Source organism: Endozoicomonas sp. 2B-B (genome assembly GCF_053470045.1).
On sequence record NZ_JBLZMU010000001.1, the window covers coordinates 6,201,300 to 6,219,988 of the forward strand.

Sequence of the window (18,689 nt, forward strand, 5' to 3'; positions counted from 1 at the left end):
GCCACCCAGCATGCTTCCTGAGGATATCAGCAAGTTGAAGCCAACAGTTTTGTTATGTTTCGTCAGCAATGTTGAAAATGCTGACAACCTATCCAACGACCCCGGCAAACCTGAAGAGTGTAAAGAGCGTATTGGTTATGTCACTACGATAACATCAGAAAAATCCAGCACACATGTCTGCAGATATCATGCAAATGGTTCTATGCAAGAAGAGTTCACAAACTATGATTGGTTGGACGCAGATTTCTATGCCATTGATGGTTTCATGCATATCCATACAACAGAAGTCACTATCCCGGGCTCAAAAAATTATTATTACGTTATGAGAACGCCTGAAAACTGTTCTAAGGCTAACGAACCAATATGTGCATATGTCGACAAACAAGAAGGTAAAATATCCTTTGGTTATGAGCAAAACGACAATGGTAGTACGACATGTGGAAAACGGGATCTCGTCAAAGCTGTCTATGATCACCGTTACGAAAGAATAAACTGCGCAAAAAGACCACAAGACCACAGCTCACCATTTATTGAACTCAATGCTGTGCCGGATTCATGTCCTTCCGATGCGGTCACCACCCATTGTCACAATTGTAATGGTAATGGCTGTGGCGCCTTCAGATGCTCAGCATTTACATACTGGGATCCATGCCCGGATGACACCTTCTGCGGTTCTGAAAGGTGCGTAGGTGGATTATGCGAAGATAAACCATGGTGCAGGCCTGCAACACCAAATGACGAGCTCTAAGACGAGCTGTAGATAATCCCTGATTCTAATTCTTCGGAGCCTTGGCTCCAGGTAGTTTTTGTGCAGCTTTGTCAAAAGTGAAGGAGCCATTGAGTACCTCTTTCTGCTTCTCAATCACGCTTCGACCTTTGCACACAATAAGCGCATCAGCAAAGTCGGCTTCCTTGCCTTTTACAGGCTTTGCGTTCTTGAAGTCAGTCAGGGCTTTCCAAACAACCTGGCCGTCCTCAAAGTAGAGGTTGATTTTCTGAAAAAGCTGCAAAACGGTCTCAATGATTTCAGGTTTGGCAAGCTGGTATTTTTTACCTTTCAGCGTCCAGACTGTCTCAACCAGAGCAGCATCAGTCACCAGAACCTTTTCTTCTCCCTGAATCAACCGGGCGGCCTGTGCTGACTGCTTCTCATCATCGTTCAGCAAGTATCGGAGCAGGATATTGCTATCAATGACTATCATTACAAACCACTCTGAAGTGAATCGTCGTCTGAGATGTCCTGCTTGGTCTTGACGTGCTTCAGAAACCCTTCTGCTGCCCCTTTATGCCTCTTGATCAAGGTAATCCGACCATCGACGATAAAGCTGTCGATTTCATCTCCTGGCTGGATGCCAAGTTCTTCACACTGACCGGCAGGGATAGTGATTTGCCGTTTGGCACTGAGTTTAGGCACAGGCTTATTTCTTTACATTTTTCGTATAGTAAAGATAGAGCGTCACTTTACTTATCGCAATATATAGCGTACTGCATCTCCGTTTTATCGAACTGCCACCTGACTGCTTGATAAGGAAATTCACTTTTCCTCTATAGAGAATCAGGTGATTAGCGTGATGCACAGTGAAAATCACTGAACTACCAAGCAATCATTCATTGCTTGCTGTCACTGAGTAACGCCATTTTGAGTGCGCTGAAAGACAGAAACTCTGTTAGTTGCACTTAACAACATGTTATGAACTTTCATTTTAAAACTGACTCCAATTTTCCATATAGCTCAGCATCAACATTGAATGTTCCTTGTTGATCGAAGATAAATACCTATTCTGGAGAATTCAGGGATGCATGGAATAGATAATAACACCAGCATTGCACAACCTAACCCGCCACCAACCGGACAAGCCGAACTGGAACGTGCATTATCTCGTGTCAGTGCGGCTAGATCCGTCGCTGTTGCTGATCAAGAAAAAAAGAACAGACCTCCATTTCAATATTTTTCTATTTTATCAAGCCCCATGATTTTCAGCCGTTTGCGACTTCGGGATGTTGTCATTTTAAAACGGGTATGTAAACGCCTTCGCAATGGTATCCATCAAGATAATGCTCTGGCAAAAGCATGGTATCGCCGGTTTCCTTCACCATTGCAGTATCAACTAAGGACAACCATCAATACAAAAAATGTTGACCAACTTTGTGATTGGTTTAGGTCGTTCACGAATGATCAGGCATTAGTGAAGTCAATCACAGATCGCAAAACGGACAGGGTTTATGTGCCGGCTCTGTTATTTTTCACCCTGTCCAGGCTGATGTCTGAATGTGAGACATTTGTTTTAGATACAACCACTATTAACGAAGCGAATTGTGTAAACTCAGCCAGCCTCAGTGTCGATGGACGCCATCTGGTCACCGCCAGCGACGATGGCACCGCAAAAATCTACGTTAAAACGGCTGCTGGATTATGGGAATTGATAGACATCATTCGCCATACCAGCAAGGTCAATTCAGCCAGCTTCAGCCCCGATGGTTCCTATGTGGTGACCGCCAGTGATGATGGCAGGGCGATAATTTATGGCTATAAGAAAGATGGATCATGGAAACCAGTTCGCACTATTTCCCATAGTGACCTTGTCTATTCAGCCACTTTCAGCGCCAACGGCAGCCATGTGCTGACTGCCAGTAATGATGGAACAGCGCAAGTCTATGGCCTCAGGGACGATGGATCATGGGAAAGCGAAGCTACTGTTCGCCCAAATGGTCCGATGAAATTAGTCAGCTTTAACCCCGCTGTTCGTATGACCGATGCTGGCGATAAAACGACAGAAATCTGTGGCCCCAAGGGCGATGGATCCCATTCAGAAAAAACCAGCACAGAACGTCATAGATGGGTCTTATCAGCCAACTTCAGCTCCGATGGCCGTCATTTAGTGACTGCCGGAAGGGATAACACAGCGAAAATCTTTGCTCAAAAGGCCGATGGATCATGGGAACCAAAAAAGACCATTCGCCATAGTGGCTATGTCCACTCAGCCGTCTTTAGCCCCGATGGCCGTTATCTGGTGACGGCCAGTGAAGATGACACAGCAAGAATCTATCGCCAGACAGCGAATGGATCATGGGAACGAGAAGAAGTGAATATTTACCATAAAGACGGAGTTTTATCAGCCAATTTTAGTCCTGATGGCCGCCATGTGGTGACTGCCAGCAGGGACGGAACAGCGAAAATCATTGGTCTGGGCACCGATGGGTTATGGTCAGAAAAAGCCTGCATTTACCATAATGACTGGGTCTTATCGGCCAACTTCAGTATCGATAGTCGCCTTGTGGTAACTGCCTCCAGCGACCATTCAGTGAAAATCACTGAACTGCGAAGGTATGATTCATTGCTTGCTGTCACTGAATGACGCCATTTTGAGTGCGCTGAAAGAAACTATGCTTTGCAGATGAGGGGCTGGTCACCTTCATAGATCAGAAAGTCAGAAAGCGAATCCAGATTCACGGTGTTGAAAAACTCTTGGTAAATTTTGCCCATATCATCGTCTTTGAGCACCAAAGCGTTATTGGCGTTGAGTGACTGCCGCAGGTAGGCATCCTTAAGAGATTTCTGAAATGCTGAAGAACTATTAAAATACAGCATCATCATATACAGCTCATCCGTTGAAGATGGTTCATGAGCGCCGCAGTAGCCTGAGTCTGCGGAGTTTTCAGAGCGAGCATCGGCCCAACAATAGGTTAAGCAACCACCTTTCGAGTGTGTCAATCCATACAGATAATGACAGAACGCCTCCCCAATCGCTTGCGCACATTTATGCTTTAAATCATCTTGAAACTTTTTCTTCATTTTTTTCAATGCCTTCAGAGTATTGATGCGTTGTTTTTTCATTGCCATACGGGTATTGATTTTTTGTAATGTATTCTTTAATTCCGGGCTTTTCTCAACAATCTTTTGAAACAGGGCTTCGACTTTGTGACCAGTCGCTTCATCGTTCCGGAAAATCTGTCCCATGATAATCACCGGACGGTGATTGACCTTGCCCGAGTCTGGTTTCAGAAACGCGGGATCTTGCGTCAGCATTCGTTCTATATTTGGAATGCCCTCAGGGTCTTTCGTCCAGGCGAACTGTAGAGATGAGCTGACAATTTTATTTTCCAGGTATTGCGAAAAACCATCATGGCAATGAGTGACGAGGAAGTCATCATCATCTTCTATCTCCAGGTAGCGTTCATAAGCCAAACGCCATACCTGACTATTTTTTTCTCTGGACCATAACTGCTTGTAAAACTTTTTCAGGCAATGGCTGGCTTTAACCTTCAGTTCATCGATATTTTCCAGGCGCAGCAATAGCTTATGATGTTGAAAGGCTCCTACGACAGATTTATTATAGTTCGGCACTGGATCAAGCCAACCCGATTCCAGGACTTCACCAGCAAAATGAATAACTGAAGGTTTGTCCAGGTCACTGCCTTCCAGTGTTGCCACCATTAAGCCCAACCACGGTTGAACGCATGCTCCGTCCTGAATAATCATTTTTGAATGAAGCGACTTGAGTCGTTCAGTGATCCGATCTTCATCACTTTTGTGCAATATTTTTTTCAATGCCTCCGATATCGGTTTAAATTCCTTCTCGTAATAGCCCAATGCCCCTGTCTCCAGCGACTTGATTATTGAAACGCCCATGGCAAAAGCGGGTAGATCTTTTTTCTTCCAGAGGTTGTTTAGTATTTCGGAAGTACTTGGATTTTTTTTTGGCAATTCACTGTTTGTCTTCAGGGCTTTGTTCAGTTCCTCAAGGCTTATGTCACAGGCTTCAGCCAGAGCTTGTTGTTGTGCTAAATCTGCCTCGTTCATAATCTTCCTCAGCAGATCCATACTCATCTTTGACTCAGTGCCGGAACCATTTTCCTTCCCGGTGGGCTCGGAGTTAAATGGGATTTCTGTTTTCAGAACAGGCGACCCGCCCAAATGCACAGACTTCCAGGTTTGGCCTTCATCCAGGGAATACTCAGCAAAACTGTGGAAACTGCTATTCATTTGCCGTGAGGGAATTCCGAAATAACGACAAAAAGCAATAAAAACAGGCACACGATGACGACAGCTGCCATGCCTTTTTGTTACGAGAAATTCAAAGAAATTTTGCTTGCGCTCTGGTATGGCATTACCGGAGAACTGCTGGCAATAACGCGTGATTAACTTAATTCGTCGCTTTGTGTTTTTAGAGTCTTTTATTTTCTGCAGAAGAAACCGTACTTTGCCTGATTGTCCGTCAATATTCTCAAACACTTTGTCCAGTACTGATTTCATACCCTCTGAACAGCAGGCGTCAAATCGTTCTGATCGGGATCCTTCAGCCAATGTATTTTCGCCCGGTTCCAGGGGTTCTACGATATAAGTCACTCGAATACTCTGGTTGGCTTTCGCCTCAGGAACAGAGAGTGTGTGAAGCCCGGTATATTGGTCCCTGACCAGGGTAAATGCCAAATCGGGCTCTATACGCAGTGCCACGATATAGTCGTCAGGCGTCAGGCTGGGTAATGCATATTGACCATTGTCCGGTGTCACGTTCAAGGTCGCCAGCGTTTGATTGTCGGCCAATACCACTAACTGGTTATGCTCTGGTAACGGGTCCGGCATGAGTATTTCGATCCCCATAGGGTGTTTATTACTAAGCTCGATCGGTGTGATATCACCCTTGGCAGACACAAAAATGTCGTTTGCCGAGCAACGATACATCTCGGTAGTAAAGTCCCGGGTATCAAAAACGATATGATCATCAATTTGTGGCATCTCCTGATGCCGATAGTTCGTCATTTGGTCTAATGCCTCAAACTCTTTCTCGTGGAGTTCCGGGTCGTATTTTTCAGCCGCTTTATCAACGCTGATAGCCAGCGCTTTGTTAACAGGGTTCGGCAGTCTTCTCATCTGGCGCCAAAACGCAGGCCATAACTGAGATGCCTTGGCGTTCCATGACTCGATCCGTTGCTCAGCATCGCGAAGATAAGGCTGGGAAGCCGGTAATTTCAGCGTTTGTTCCTCATCTTCCGTCAGGGGAAATACACTGTTCGCATTCACGCCTGCCTGGTCAAATTCCCGGGCAAACCAGCATCGTTGCCAGTGCCGGTACAGTGCCTGGTTGAGAATATCGTCGGACCCGTCTGGATTCAGGGAAAGACCGGATGCCTGCCAACGGGCCTGAGCCACCATCCTGATGATTTCCGTTCTGGCTTCCTTGTCATTCAGATCTGCATTAATACGAATTTCATGGCATTTTTCATCAAGACTGTTGAGATTACTGAGTCGTAACAGCCACGGGCGATTCATGTCCGGCAGTGCCTGGTTGAACCATTTGCTCAGTTCAAGAGCAAACTCTCTTCTACCCATGGCAAGAGACGATGACTCGGGCAGCTCCTCCAGCGATATGTCGGCGGCCATCAGGTAAAGCCGGTAATACTGATTGAAGCATTGATGAAGGCCTTTTTCGGTATCATCGTCTCCCTGGATGACGGCTCTGGCCACATTCTGTAAATCAAGACTGCTAGGCTGCAACGGCAGGTTTTTCCGTTGCAGGTAAGCCCTCAGGCGACAATGTAGCTGCGTCAGCTTTTTAGCCAGGATTTTCCCTTCCCGGGTTTCTGGCAACACTTTCCCGGCAATGGTCTGTAATTCTGCCGGGTTGTACTGGCGGATCGGCAAATGTCTGAAACGCCCTTTCAGCGCCGGTGATAAGGGTTTTCGCCCGCTGTACTCAGGCGGGTTGGTGGTGGCAAACAGGTGGAAGCCCGGATGGGCATCACCGGCCAGAATATCGTTTAACTCACCTTCCAGATGCTGGCTGTCGATCAGATTCATTTCCGAAATCACCACGATGCCGCCATTAATTTTTGCCGTCTGGATCTTTTCACACAGTTTGTCCCAGGAACAATCACAGGCATTCAGGTAAAAGACTTCCGGCATGGATTCTTGCCGTGCTTCTGCCTGCTGTTTGACACTTTCAATCATCAAGTACAGCGTGGCATCCTTACCTCGTCCAGCAGGGCCTTCAATCAGAGTCGCCTGACGACCGTCGTGTTTTCTGTTGAGATGATAAGCCTGCTGACAGCGGCTTAAGTCCTGTCCAAGCCGTTTTGCCAGTTCACGGACTGCCGATCCGGAGGTATCAAATTCAGGACGGGTTTGTTCGGTGAAATTTATGAAGGCCTGCTCAATATCCGGCAGGGTCTGGTTATGCACTTTGTCGCTCAGTGTGTTGTCTGGTTCGAAACGGGCAGCAAACCAGATGTTCAATGCTAACTGGGCATCCTGATGAGTCTCGCTGATTTCGGGACCCAGCAGATCCCGAAAACCTTGTTGGATCAGACTGTTGATTTGCTCAGAGGTAACAGGGGCAGCTGTAGGCAGCGCACAATCCAGATACCAACCCACCCAACTGCAGATGTCCGTTAAATCCCTGGGGGTAAACTCATGCTCGGGCAACAACTCCTGATAATATTGCCAGAGCACCATCAGGCTCTGTGTGGCACTGCGTGCAATGTCGTTTATTTCAGGCTCCGGCAGATGCCGTTGTAAATGATTGACCAGAGCCGGTTCCACCACACAGTCCCGAAGGAAAGCCTGGTCCAGACGAGGGTAGTAAGCTCTGGGCAGCTTTTCTTGCAGAGCCGGGTCCAGTTGGCGTCCGGAGTAATGATCCGGGTTGCCGGTGAGAATTACCCGGTGTTTTGTGCCGACCAGAACAGGTTGACCGTCCACATAGATACAGGGTTCCGGCTCCCATAAGCCAATCAATGACGCCAGTAATCCCGTTTTAGCCAGGTTGGCTTCATCCAGCACCAGAGTGACGAATTTGTCATTTTTGTCGGGTTTAATACTGGCCCATTCCATCAGGGCCCGATTTTGCTGTGCCATAGAACGGTCACCATCGGCACGTTCCTGCCACCGCCATTGTTTCATCAGGGTCTGTTCGCTGTCAGAAGGTCCAAGGGAAATCACCGCAGCCTGTCCTGAAGCTTTCGCCACTTTGGCGGAAAAGTAACTTTTCCCGGTGCCGGTTTCCCCCTGCAGGAAGATAACGGGAGAGTCCGCAAGCCGGTCATGGAGTCGCGATAATCGACGGTTTTCTCGATCCTTTTGATTAATCTCGCCGTGATAAAGATCCCGGGCCAGTGCTGGCACGGGCCTGTCAGCGGAGCCCGTCCATTTCAGTGATTCGGACAGTCGATGTTCAATGCGTTCAATGCCTTCTGCTTCAGAATTCGCTGTTCTGGCCCTATGAAAACAATCGGTGGCCAGAGTATGAATGGTATCGGATCGGGTCTGCCCCGGTGGCAGGGCTAACTGCCAGCCAGAAGCCAGAGCATCCTGCAAACGTTTAATCTGTCTACTTGGCCAGATGGTCAATGATTGACAGGGCTCTGCGGTTGCCGGGTCAATTTCCAGTTGATACGCCATTGTATCTCGTTGTGCTTCAGGCCTGTGGGCCACGATTATGGCACAGAGCCTGTCCAGAGTTTTTTTTTGGGCCCACCCTGGTATTGGACTTTCATAGGACAGCTGAAACCCGGTGTCCTTGAATATTACCGGGTCAAATGCCCTGGCCAGTTGCCAAAGGTTTTGCTTCACAAACGCTCTATCCAATTGCAGGGCACTATTGATGATGGCATTTAACCTGTCCGGGTCTACCGAGGCCGTTTGATCCACATTCGGATTTTTATGGGTGTCTAGTATCTTATTTTGGGTGTCCAGTATCTTTGTGGGTGTCCGATATCTTATCCGGTAACAGGTGCCAACAAGTCACTTTCATAAAATCACGCACGGGCGGATGCTGTCGGGTGCCATGGGTGATGACGCTATTGATGGCCTTGCGCCAGTGGCGAGGTAAAAGCTGTGCGGCATGGTCAACCTGCTTTGCCCGTCGGGCAGCCAGTATCAGGTTATTCAACAACCCTTCGGTTATTTCAGGCAGAGGGTTACACAGGTGGGCAGGTACGGTTTCAAAGGCTTTGTAAAGTTCATTAAGCGCTTGTTCTGGCAGTTCAGTTCGGCAGATACCGTGCTTGTGAGCATTGATATCCCAGAGATCGACCTCAGGACACGGCTTACCCTTGGCAATCATTGCACTCCATACTGAGGAGGGGCTTTTCGCAGACTCAGGCCAGAGCAGGGTGATATGAGCCTTTGGGTAGGCCTGTAATTGACCATTCACCAACAGAGGTTGGCCAACAGCCAGAGGTTCCAGGAGCTGCTGCAGGGTTGGATTACTTTCCAGCCCTTTGAATACCACTGGCTCGCCAGCGGTTAATGCCATCTGAAATTGACTCTGATGTCGCCCAAAATGCGCCTTTTGTTCCGAGGTGATATAGATATTATCAAATAGCTGGCTGAAGCTGGTCTGTTCATTGACCTGAATGACCAGAGGGGTTTCCGGCTGATTATTGATCCAATAACTTGCCTGGACAGGTCGCTGATAAGTTATGGTATCAAAGGCGGTGTGATTTCTGATTGGATGTTCATTGTTTTCTGCCAGTCCCAATGCCTTCGGCTGTCGTTTTGAATCAACCACCTGAAGCTGGGGCTTGAGGCCGGTCGTCTCGCGAATCGTCTGCAGTGAACCCAGCAAACGAAACCAGAGTGCCTCAGAGAGGGGGGAGGTTACCGTGACGACACCACCGGCTCGAATCTGTTTCAACAGACGGGTGTTAGGTATTGCATAGCCTTCCGGGGCAATGGCAATGGGGTTCAGCCATTGGGTAATATTACTCTGGTTAATAATGATCGGGCTTCTTGATGCGTTCTTTCTTTTGACACCTTTTTTGAAACGAGCGTGGAAAAGACTCTTGAACACTGAGCGAAGCTCGTTATTCCTTACCGGCATCCGGTAAAACTGAATACGGTCGGGTAACGGACAGCTCTTGCCATTACTCTCAAAACACTTTTTCGCCAGCATCTGTCGAATGGTCTGTTCAAAGGCCAGATCCTGCCAGTTGGCCCCTTTCAGAATCACCCGTTGTCCGGCTCTCAGTGACTCAAGCCTGCCGGGAATGTGTCGGATTCGCCCCCGTTTATCCACACCGGGGCCGCCCAGCAGCAACTGTCGCCAGTGACTGTGCAAGTGGCAGTCAATAAGAACGGTATTGCCGTCATCCATAGCACTTTCGGCACTGGTGAATTCAGGCAATACCGGAGGAGCCTCGTCGACATCCATCAATGTGTCATCGCCGGTCTGTGCCTCGAATTGCCAGGTATTTCCCGGCCGATTAATTCTCCGCCAGAAATCAGCGCCGGGTGCGTCATCACGCTCGCCAATCGATGCCAGCTGGGCAGGATCTGCTACGACCAATAGAGAAACATGCCCACCCAGAGGGCGTTTCCTGCGACTGATTTTGTCGTACAGGCAGGGGTTATCCGGGTCCAGCAGATCGTTAAATTTAGGCAGATCATCGCTGGTGAGATGTCGGATATCCATCACCAGAGTCAGTGGCTGTGAGCCTTCAAAGAGCTTGCCTGAGCGCAGAGTATGACGACCCTCTTCGGAAATGCTCAGCCGACTCACCAGGTTAGCCTGTGAAAGGTCATCGGGGTGGGAAATAACAGTAACATCCTGATGTTCATCACAGGTCCTGGCAATCAGGAGCTGTCGAACTTCATCATCACTGGCGACAAAACGAAAATCGAAGGAATGAGTCGCCTTTTGGAACGTGGAATCCGTTGAAGAGACGGTTCTCAGTCTGTCAGGCAAGGTTTCCGGAGATGGTGATCTTTTTAGTCTGGACCTCACTTCAGAGCAGCTTCTTACAGTCTTCTTTTGCTTTGACGATACATCCAGCTTTGCTATCTTGGCTCCCACGCCACGATCAAGGGGGTTAGGATACAGAGCGTGTTTTTTTCTACCTCTATCAATCTGACCATCCATAGTCAATCACCCTCTCTGCTATCTGAAGAACCAAGTTGAAGTTGTTTTATAATTTGACCTTCAGATTAAACGTAAGTTCCATTTAAACAGGCAGCCGCAACTATGGCAGATGCGATAGCCTCATGAGATATGCATGGATAGTGGTCATCAGAGAGGAAAACACGCCCAGGGTTTACATGAATGAGTCACAAAGCGAATCCAGATTCACGGTGTTGAAAAACTCTTCGGCAATTTTTGTTATCTCATCGGTTCTGAGCACCAGAGCGTTATTGGCGTTGAGTGCCTGCCTCAAGTAGGTTTCCTTAAGAGTTTCCTGAACGAATTCGCAAAAGAATCCGCTCTTAATACAAGAAATCATGGCAAACAACTCTTCTGGTGAAGATGGATCATGAGCACCATAGCAGTGACCCAGGTAGATATCAGACGAGATGTAAGCATCGACCCAACAATAGGTTAAGCTGCCGCCATTCGAGTGTGTCACTTCATAAAGGTAATAACTAAAGGCCTGAATAATTGCCTCTATGCATTTGTGCTTATATTCCTGATCTTGAACTTGCTTACCTGACGAACCCCTCGAACTATCGTCCATATCCACACAGTCAATATCGCTATCGTTATCGCAATCAATAAGATCATCGCTTGTAACATCATAAGGCACGCTTTTGTCACGATCTCTTCCGGGACAGGGACTATCCAGTTCATGTTGGAGCCGTTGTGTCTCCGCATTGAATTGATTGAGTTTTTCGAGCATCTGCTTCAGATTCGGGCTGTTCTTAACTTTCCGTTGAAACAGGGCTTCGGCCTTTTTAAGTATCGCTGGAATGTTCTTTAGTCTTCCCAGTATAATCACCGGACGGTGGTTCACTTTACCCGAGTTTATTTGCTCAAATGCGGGCTGGTGCAAAAGCATTCTTTCTACATTCGGAATTCCCTTAGGTTCATCCGTCCAGGCTTTCTTTAGGGATGTGCGGCTGATTTTATCTTCAAGGAATGATGAAAAACCTTCATGGCAATGAGTGATGAAAAAGGCATTACCTCTTGCTTGTCGAAAGCGTTGATAAGCCAGCCGCCATAACTGACTATTTTTTTCTCTGGCCAATAATTCTCCATACCACTTTTTCAGGCAAAGAGCGGCTTTATCTTTCAGTTCATCGACTCTTTCCAGAAGCAACAATAGGTCGTGATGTTGATAGGCCTCTATAGTATCCCCTGAGTAGATCGGCAGTGGGTCCAGCCAACCCGATGCCAGTGCTTCACGGGCAAAGTCAATAACCGAACGCCTGGTTAAGTTACTGCGTTTCAGTATATTCACTATTAAACTCAACCATTTTTGGGCTCTTTCTCCGCCCTGATTAATCATTTCTGAATGGAATGACTTGAGCTGTTCAATCACCAGATCTTCATCATTGTTAGACAGCATGCGTTTGACTGCCTCCAATATCGGATTAAATGGCTCCCTGTAATAGTCCAACGCTTTTTCCCCTGGTAAAGCGATCGTTGACATGCCCATGGAAAAACCAGTTGAATCTTTTTCCTGCCAAAGTTTCTGCAGTATTTCGGGAATACTTAGATGGGTTTCTGGCAATACACTGTTTTTCTCAAGGGCTTTGTTCAGTTTCTCAAGGCTCATGCCACAGGCTTTAGCCAGGGTTTGTTGTTGTGCTAAATCAGCCCCTTTCATGAGTTCCTTAATCTTCTTTGTTGCAGTGCCGGAACTTGGGGCTTTCCTGGTGGACTGGAAGTGAGACAGGGTTTCTGTTTTCTCTCTGGTTGCCCCGCCTAGATCCGCTGTCTCCCAGGTTTGGCCTTTATCGACAGAATATTCAGCAAAGCAGTGGACGAAGCTATCAATTTGCCGGCAGGGAATCCCGAAATAACGACAAAAAGCAATAAAAACAGGCACACGGTGGCGGCAGCTCCCTTGCCGCTTTGTTACCAGGAATTTAAAGAAATTTTCACCGCTCTCTGCTTTAGCCTCACCGGAAAACTGTTGGCAATACTTTGTGATCGCTTTAATGCGTTGCGTTGTGTCTTTAGTGTCTCTTATGGTCCGTAAAAGCTTCTCTATTTTGCGTGGGTGTCCACCAATAGTCTCTTCACCAACAGTCTCAAAGAGTTTGTCCAGTACTGTTTTCATACCTTCTGAACAGTGGCTGTCAAACAGTGTTGATTGTGCTCGTCGGAATTCTTTAGCCGCTGTTTTTTCGCCAGACTTTCCGGGTTCTACAATGTAAGCAATTCGAAGAGTGTTTTTGCCTTTGGCCTCTGAAATAGACAGTGTATGAAGTCCGGTATATCGGTCCCTGAGCAGGGTATATTCGGGTTCTACAGGTTGACTGAAGAAACTCATTGCCCAGTTGTGCCAGCTCAATGCCAGATCGGGTTCAACACGCAGGGCCACGATATAGTCGTCAGGCGTCAGGCTGGGTAATACATATTGACCATCGTTTGACGACGCTATGAAGGTGGCCAGTGTTTGCTTGCTGGTTAACGTCACTTCCTGGTCAGGCCCCGGTAACCGTTCAGGCGTTAGGGTTTCGACCCCCAGAATGTTCTTACTGATCTCGCTCACTTCGATATCACCCTCAGCAGACACATCAATATTCTTTGCCTGGCAGCGATACATCCGGGAAGGGGGGTAATGAGTATTAAAAATTTTATGATCGTCAAGTTGTGACTTCTTCAGGTGCTTATAGTTCGTGAGCCGGTCCAGGAACTCAGTCTGTTCCCCGTTTATATCTGGAATGCATTTTTCAGGAGCCTTATTACCGCCGATAGCTACCGCTTTTTTAGTATGATCGTCCACACCATGCTTCGACAGATGACTCATTTGATGCCAGAACGCAGGCCAATATTGAACGGCATTGGCGTTCCACGCACTTATCTGCCTATCAGCCTCGTGAAGGTAAGGACGGAAAGCCGATAATGTCAGCGTTTGTTCCTCTTCTTTCGTCAGTTGAAATACGCTATCAGCGCCCACACCCATCTGGCAAAACACACCTTCAAACCAGCGTTGCTGCCAGCGTCGGTAAAGTACCCTTGTGAGAATATCGTCCGACTTCTTCGGCTCCAGAGAAAGACCAGATGCCTGCCATCTGGCCTGAGCCACTTTTTTGATAATTTCCGCTCTGGCTTCCTCTTCAGTCAGATCAGTCTTGATATGAATTTCATGTTTTTTTCCATCAATACTGTTGTGGTCACTGCTTCGTATCAACCAGGGTCGATCTATGCCCGGTACCGTTTCGTTGAACCAACGGCAAAGTTCAGAATCAAGCTCTCCTTTATCCTTGACAAGAGCCGATGACTCAGGCAGTTCCTCCAGCGATATTTTGGCGGCCATCAGATAGAGCCGGTAGTACTTATTGAGGCATTGATGAAGGCTGTCTTCGGTAAAATCGCCCTCTCTGGTAACAGCCTTCGCGACATTCTGTAAATCGAGGCTGGTAGGCTGCAATGGCAGGTTTTTCTGTTGCAGGTAAGCCCTTAAAAGACAATGTTTCTCTGTCAGCTTTTTAGCGGCGAATTTCCCTTCAGAAGACTCTGGCAACACTTTTTCGGCAATGTTCTGTAATTCGGTCGGGTTGTACTGCCGGATGGGCAAATGTCGAAAGCGCCCTTTCAGCGCCGGTGATAAGGGTTTTCGCCCGCTGTACTCAGGCGGGTTGATGGTGGCAAACAGGTGGAAGCCCGGATGGGCGTCACCGGCCAGAATATCGTTCAATTCGCCTTCCAGGTGCTGGCTGTCGATCAGATTCATTTCCGAAATCACCACGATGCCACCCTGCACTTTGGCCTTCTGGATTACTTCACACACTCTGTCCCAGGAACAATCACAGGCATTCAGGTAAAAGACTTCCGGCATCAATTCCTGCCGTTGTTCAGCCTGCTGTTTGACACTTTCAATGATCAGGTTCAGCGTGGCATCCTTACCCCGTCCAGCCGGGCCTTCAATCAGTGTTGCCTGACGACCGCCGTGTTTTCTGTCGAGATGATAAGCCTGCTGACAGCGGTTTAAGTCCTGGCCAAGCCGTTGCGCCAGTTCACAGACTGCCGATCCGGAAGTATCAAAGTCTGGTCGTATTTTTTTGCTGACTGTTCTGAAGGCCTTCTGAATATCTGACAGCGTCTTGTTACGAACTCTGTCGCTCAGGCTGTTCTCCGGTTCGTAACGGACAGCAAACCAGATTTCCAGTGCTGACAGGGCATCCTGATGAGTTTCGCTGATTTCCGGCCCCAGTACGTCCCGAAAACTATGTTGGATCAAACTGTTTATTTGCTCACAGGTAAACCTGTCTCCTTTGCATAACGCACGATCCAGATACCAACCCACCCAACTGCAGATATCCGTTAAATCCCTGGGGGTAAACTCATGGTCGGGCAAGAGTTCCTGATAATATTGCCAGAGTGCCATCACACTTTTGCTGGCATCGTATGCGGTGTCGTTTATTTGATGCCCCGACAGATGCCGTTGTAAATGCCTGACCAGAGCCGGTTCCACCACCCTGTCCCGAAGAAATGCCTGATCCAGGCGTGGGTAGTAAGCTCTGGGCAGTTTCTCTTTCAGGGCCGGGTCCATTTGGCGCCCGGAGTATTGATCCGGGTTACCGGTGAGAATCACCCGGTGTTTTGGGCTGACCCTGACAGGATGACCATTCACATAGATGCAGGGTTGCGGTTCCCATAAGCCGTTCAATGATGCCAGTAATCCGGCTTGAGTCAGGTTGGCTTCATCCAGAACCAGGGTCATGTATTCAGCGTCTTTGTCAGATTTGGTCCTGGCCCATTCCATCAGTGCCCGGTTTTGCTGCACCATAGAGCGGTCGCCATCGGCGTGTTCCTGCCACTGCCAGCATTTCATCAGGGTTTGTTCGCTGTCAGAAGGTCCAAGGGAAATCACTGACGCCTGTCCTGAAGCGTTCGCCATCTTCGCTGAAAAATAACTTTTTCCGGTGCCGGTTTCCCCCTGCAAGAAGATAACAGGAGAGTCTGTAAGCCGGTTATGGAGTCGTGACAATCGACGGCTTTCACGATCCTTCTGACTCACCCTGCCGCGATAAAGATCCCGGGCCAGTGCGGACAAGGGCATATCAGCAGACCCTTGCCATGCCAGTGATTCAGCCAGTCGATGTTCTATGCGTTCAATGCCTTCTGTCCTGGAATTCGCTGTTCTGGCCCTGTGAAAACAATCGCTGGCCAGAGTGTGAATGGCATTGGATCGGGTCTGCCCCGATGGCAAAATTAACTGCCAGCCAGAAGCCAATGCATCCTGCAAACGTTTAATCTGTCTTGATGGTCTGATGGCTAACTGTTTATATCGCTTTGCTGCCGCCGGATTGACACTCAACTGATACGCCATCGCCTGTCGATGTTCTGCAGGCCCGTGGGCCACAATCAGAGCACAAAGTCTGTCCAGAGCTTCTTTCTTATCCGACGATGAAATTGGACTTTCATAGGACAGAAGTAATCCTTTGGATTCAGTGTCCTTAAATACTGTCGGATCAATGGTTCTGGTCAGTTGCCAGAAGTTTTGCATCACAAATGCTCTGTCCAATTTCGGGGCACTGTTGATGATGGCATTTAACTGATCCGGGTCTACCGAGGCGGCTTGTTCATGAGCATCCTGCGTCTTATCCGGTAACAATTGCAAGCAAGCCACTTTCAGAAAATCACGCACGGGCGGGTTGTGCCGGGCGCCATGGGTGATAACGCTATTGATAGCCTTGCGCCAGTGGCAGGGTAAAAGCTGTTTCGACTGGTCAATCTGCTGTGCCCGCCGGGCAGCCAGTATCAGGTTATTCAACAACCCTTCGGTCATTTCAGGCAGAGGGTTACAAAGGTTGCCAGGTACAGTTTTAGACGCTTCGTAAAGTTGATTAAGCGCTTGTTCTGGCAGCTCAGTCCGGAAGAGACCATGTTTGCGGGCATTGATCTCCCAGAAATCGACCTCAGGACAGCAGTCAGCCGTGGCGACCACTGTATTAAATAGTGAAGAGGAGCTTCTCGCAGACTCGGGCCAGAGCAGGGTGACACGGGCGTCCGGGTAGGCCTGTAATTGGCCATTCACCAACAGAGGCTGTCCAACCAGCAGGGGTTCCAGAAGCTGCTGAAGCGTTGGATTGCTTTCCAGCCCCCGCAATACGACCGGCTTCCCAGCGGTTAATGCCTCCTGCAATGGACTCTGCTGTCGTCCAAAATGTGCCTTTTGTTCCGAGCTGATATGGATATTATCGAATAACTGACTGAAGCTCGTCTGCCCATTGATCTGAATCACCAGAGGTGGTTTCTGGTGATGATTGATCCAATGACTTGCCTGGGCATATTGCTGATAAGTGACGGTTCTGAAGGCAGGATAATCTCTGACTTTTTTCTGTGGCTGAAGGCTTCTGAACAAAGGGTGTTCATTGCTTTCTTTCAATCCCAGTGCTTTCGGCTGCTGTCTTGTATGGGCCACCTGAAGTCGGGGTTTCTGGCCGGTCGTCTTGCCAATAGTCTGCAGTGCGCCCAGCAAACAGAACCAAAGTGCCTCAGTGAGGGGAGAAGTTATGGTGACAGTTCCACCGTCCCGAACCTCTTCCACAAGAAGGGTGTTAGGGACTGCATAGCCTTGTGGAGCAATAGCAACAGGATTCAGCCATTGGCTAATATTACTTTGGTTAATAATGATCGGGTTGCCTGATGCGGGCTCCTTATCGAGTGCTTTTTCACCTTTTTTGTGGCCTTCTTTGTCAGGAGTGTCGGCCAGGCTTTGGAACAGTGAATAAAGCTCCTCGCTCCCTACCGGCATCTGATAGAACTGAACATTGTCGGGTAAAGAACAGATCTTGCCATTGCTTTCAAAGCACTGTTGCGCCAGCATCTGTCGAAGCGTCTGTTCAAAGGCCAGATCCTGCCAGTTGGCTCCTTTCAGAATGACCCGTTGTCCGGGCCTCAATAGCTCAAGCTTGCCGGGGAGGTGCCGGATTCGTCCCTGTTGATCGACACCGGGACCGCCCAGCAGCAACTGTCGCCAGTGGCTGTGCAAGTGACAGTCAATGACAAGGGTATTGTCATCGTTCGTAGCGCTTTCAGCAGCAGAGAGTTGAGGCAATAGCGGAGCAACCTCGTCGATATTCATTGACGGGCCATTACCGGTCTGTGCGTTGAACTGCCAGGTATTTTCCGGTCGATTAATTCGCCGCCAGAAATCAGCCCCCGGTGCACCCTCACACTGGCCAACCGATATCAACTGTGCAGGGTCTGCCACGACCAGCAGAGAAACATGCTCACCCAGAGGGCGTTTCTTCTGGCTGAGTTTGTCGTAAAGGCTGGGGTTATCCGGGTCCAGCAGGTCGTTAAATTCAGGCAGTTCTTCGCCGTTGAGTTTTCGGATATCCATCACCAGAGTCAGTGGCTGAGAACTTTCAAACAGTTTGCCCGGATACAGAGCGTGGCGACCATCGTCGGAAATACTCAACCGGGTCACCAGGTTAGCCTGTGAGAGGTCATCGGGATGGGAAATAACAGTAACATCCTGATGTTCATCACAGGTATTGGCAATCAAAAGCTGTCGAACTTCATCATCACTGGCGACAAAACGAAAATCGAAGGCACGAGGGGGCTTTTGGAGCGTTGAATCCAATGAGGATACATTTCTCGGCCTGTCTGGCAGCCTCATCAGAGGTGATGATTCATTGAGTGCGGGAGTGACATCAGGGCAGATATCTACATTATTCTTTGATAGTGCATCCCACTTTGCTCTACTGGCTGGCACGCCATTGTCAGGAATGGTTCCCTTAATTTCTCCACTAATCTGACCTTCCATAGTCAATCTCCCAATTGCCATCTAAAGGA

At 48.5% G+C, this 18,689-nt stretch carries 7 protein-coding genes; 2 read left to right on the forward strand and 5 right to left on the reverse strand.

The annotated features are described in order from the left end of the window. The first annotated feature begins 10 nt into the window (after window positions 1–10). Complete coding sequence (locus ACOMHB_RS22590) at window positions 11–748, forward strand: hypothetical protein (RefSeq protein ID WP_448218305.1); 738 nt, start codon at window positions 11–13, stop codon at window positions 746–748. 25 nt (window positions 749–773) lie between these two features. Here ACOMHB_RS22590 and ACOMHB_RS22595 read toward each other — a convergent pair whose 3' ends face one another. Continuing rightward, window positions 774–1,202 carry a type II toxin-antitoxin system VapC family toxin gene (locus ACOMHB_RS22595; RefSeq protein WP_448218306.1) on the reverse strand — a complete coding sequence of 143 codons (429 nt, stop codon included), beginning with the start codon at window positions 1,200–1,202 and terminating at the stop codon, window positions 774–776. Beyond that, complete coding sequence (locus ACOMHB_RS22600) at window positions 1,202–1,414, reverse strand: AbrB/MazE/SpoVT family DNA-binding domain-containing protein (protein WP_422135386.1); 213 nt, start codon at window positions 1,412–1,414, stop codon at window positions 1,202–1,204. Before ACOMHB_RS22600 ends, ACOMHB_RS22595 begins: the two co-directional genes overlap by 1 nt. A 382-nt stretch (window positions 1,415–1,796) precedes the next feature. Here ACOMHB_RS22600 and ACOMHB_RS22605 point away from each other — a divergent pair, with 382 nt between their 5' ends. Continuing rightward, the gene (locus ACOMHB_RS22605; RefSeq protein WP_448218307.1) at window positions 1,797–3,356 is read left to right on the forward strand and encodes a WD40 repeat domain-containing protein; all 1,560 of its coding nucleotides are present in this window, start codon (window positions 1,797–1,799) and stop codon (window positions 3,354–3,356) included. A gap of 26 nt (window positions 3,357–3,382) precedes the next feature. Here ACOMHB_RS22605 and ACOMHB_RS22610 read toward each other — a convergent pair whose 3' ends face one another. From ACOMHB_RS22610 to ACOMHB_RS22620, 3 genes are all read right to left on the reverse strand, one after another. Further along, complete coding sequence (locus ACOMHB_RS22610) at window positions 3,383–8,647, reverse strand: AAA family ATPase (RefSeq protein ID WP_448218308.1); 5,265 nt, start codon at window positions 8,645–8,647, stop codon at window positions 3,383–3,385. Between the two features lie 28 nt (window positions 8,648–8,675). Then, the gene (locus ACOMHB_RS22615) at window positions 8,676–10,859 is read right to left on the reverse strand and encodes a hypothetical protein (RefSeq protein WP_448218309.1); all 2,184 of its coding nucleotides are present in this window, start codon (window positions 10,857–10,859) and stop codon (window positions 8,676–8,678) included. A 172-nt stretch (window positions 10,860–11,031) separates the two neighbouring features. Continuing rightward, window positions 11,032–18,660: an AAA family ATPase gene (locus ACOMHB_RS22620; RefSeq protein WP_448218310.1), complete on the reverse strand. Its 7,629-nt coding sequence runs from the start codon at window positions 18,658–18,660 to the stop codon at window positions 11,032–11,034. Window positions 18,661–18,689: the final 29 nt, after the last annotated feature.

Coding starts and splice junctions, on each gene's coding strand:
- ACOMHB_RS22620 (WP_448218310.1), bottom strand. CDS start 18,660: ATGGAAGGTCAGATTAGTGGAGAAATTAAGGGAACCATTCCTGACAAT.
- ACOMHB_RS22605 (WP_448218307.1), top strand. CDS start 1,797: ATGCATGGAATAGATAATAACACCAGCATTGCACAACCTAACCCGCCA.
- ACOMHB_RS22595 (WP_448218306.1), bottom strand. CDS start 1,202: ATGATAGTCATTGATAGCAATATCCTGCTCCGATACTTGCTGAACGAT.
- ACOMHB_RS22615 (WP_448218309.1), bottom strand. CDS start 10,859: ATGGATGGTCAGATTGATAGAGGTAGAAAAAAACACGCTCTGTATCCT.
- ACOMHB_RS22590 (WP_448218305.1), top strand. CDS start 11: ATGCTTCCTGAGGATATCAGCAAGTTGAAGCCAACAGTTTTGTTATGT.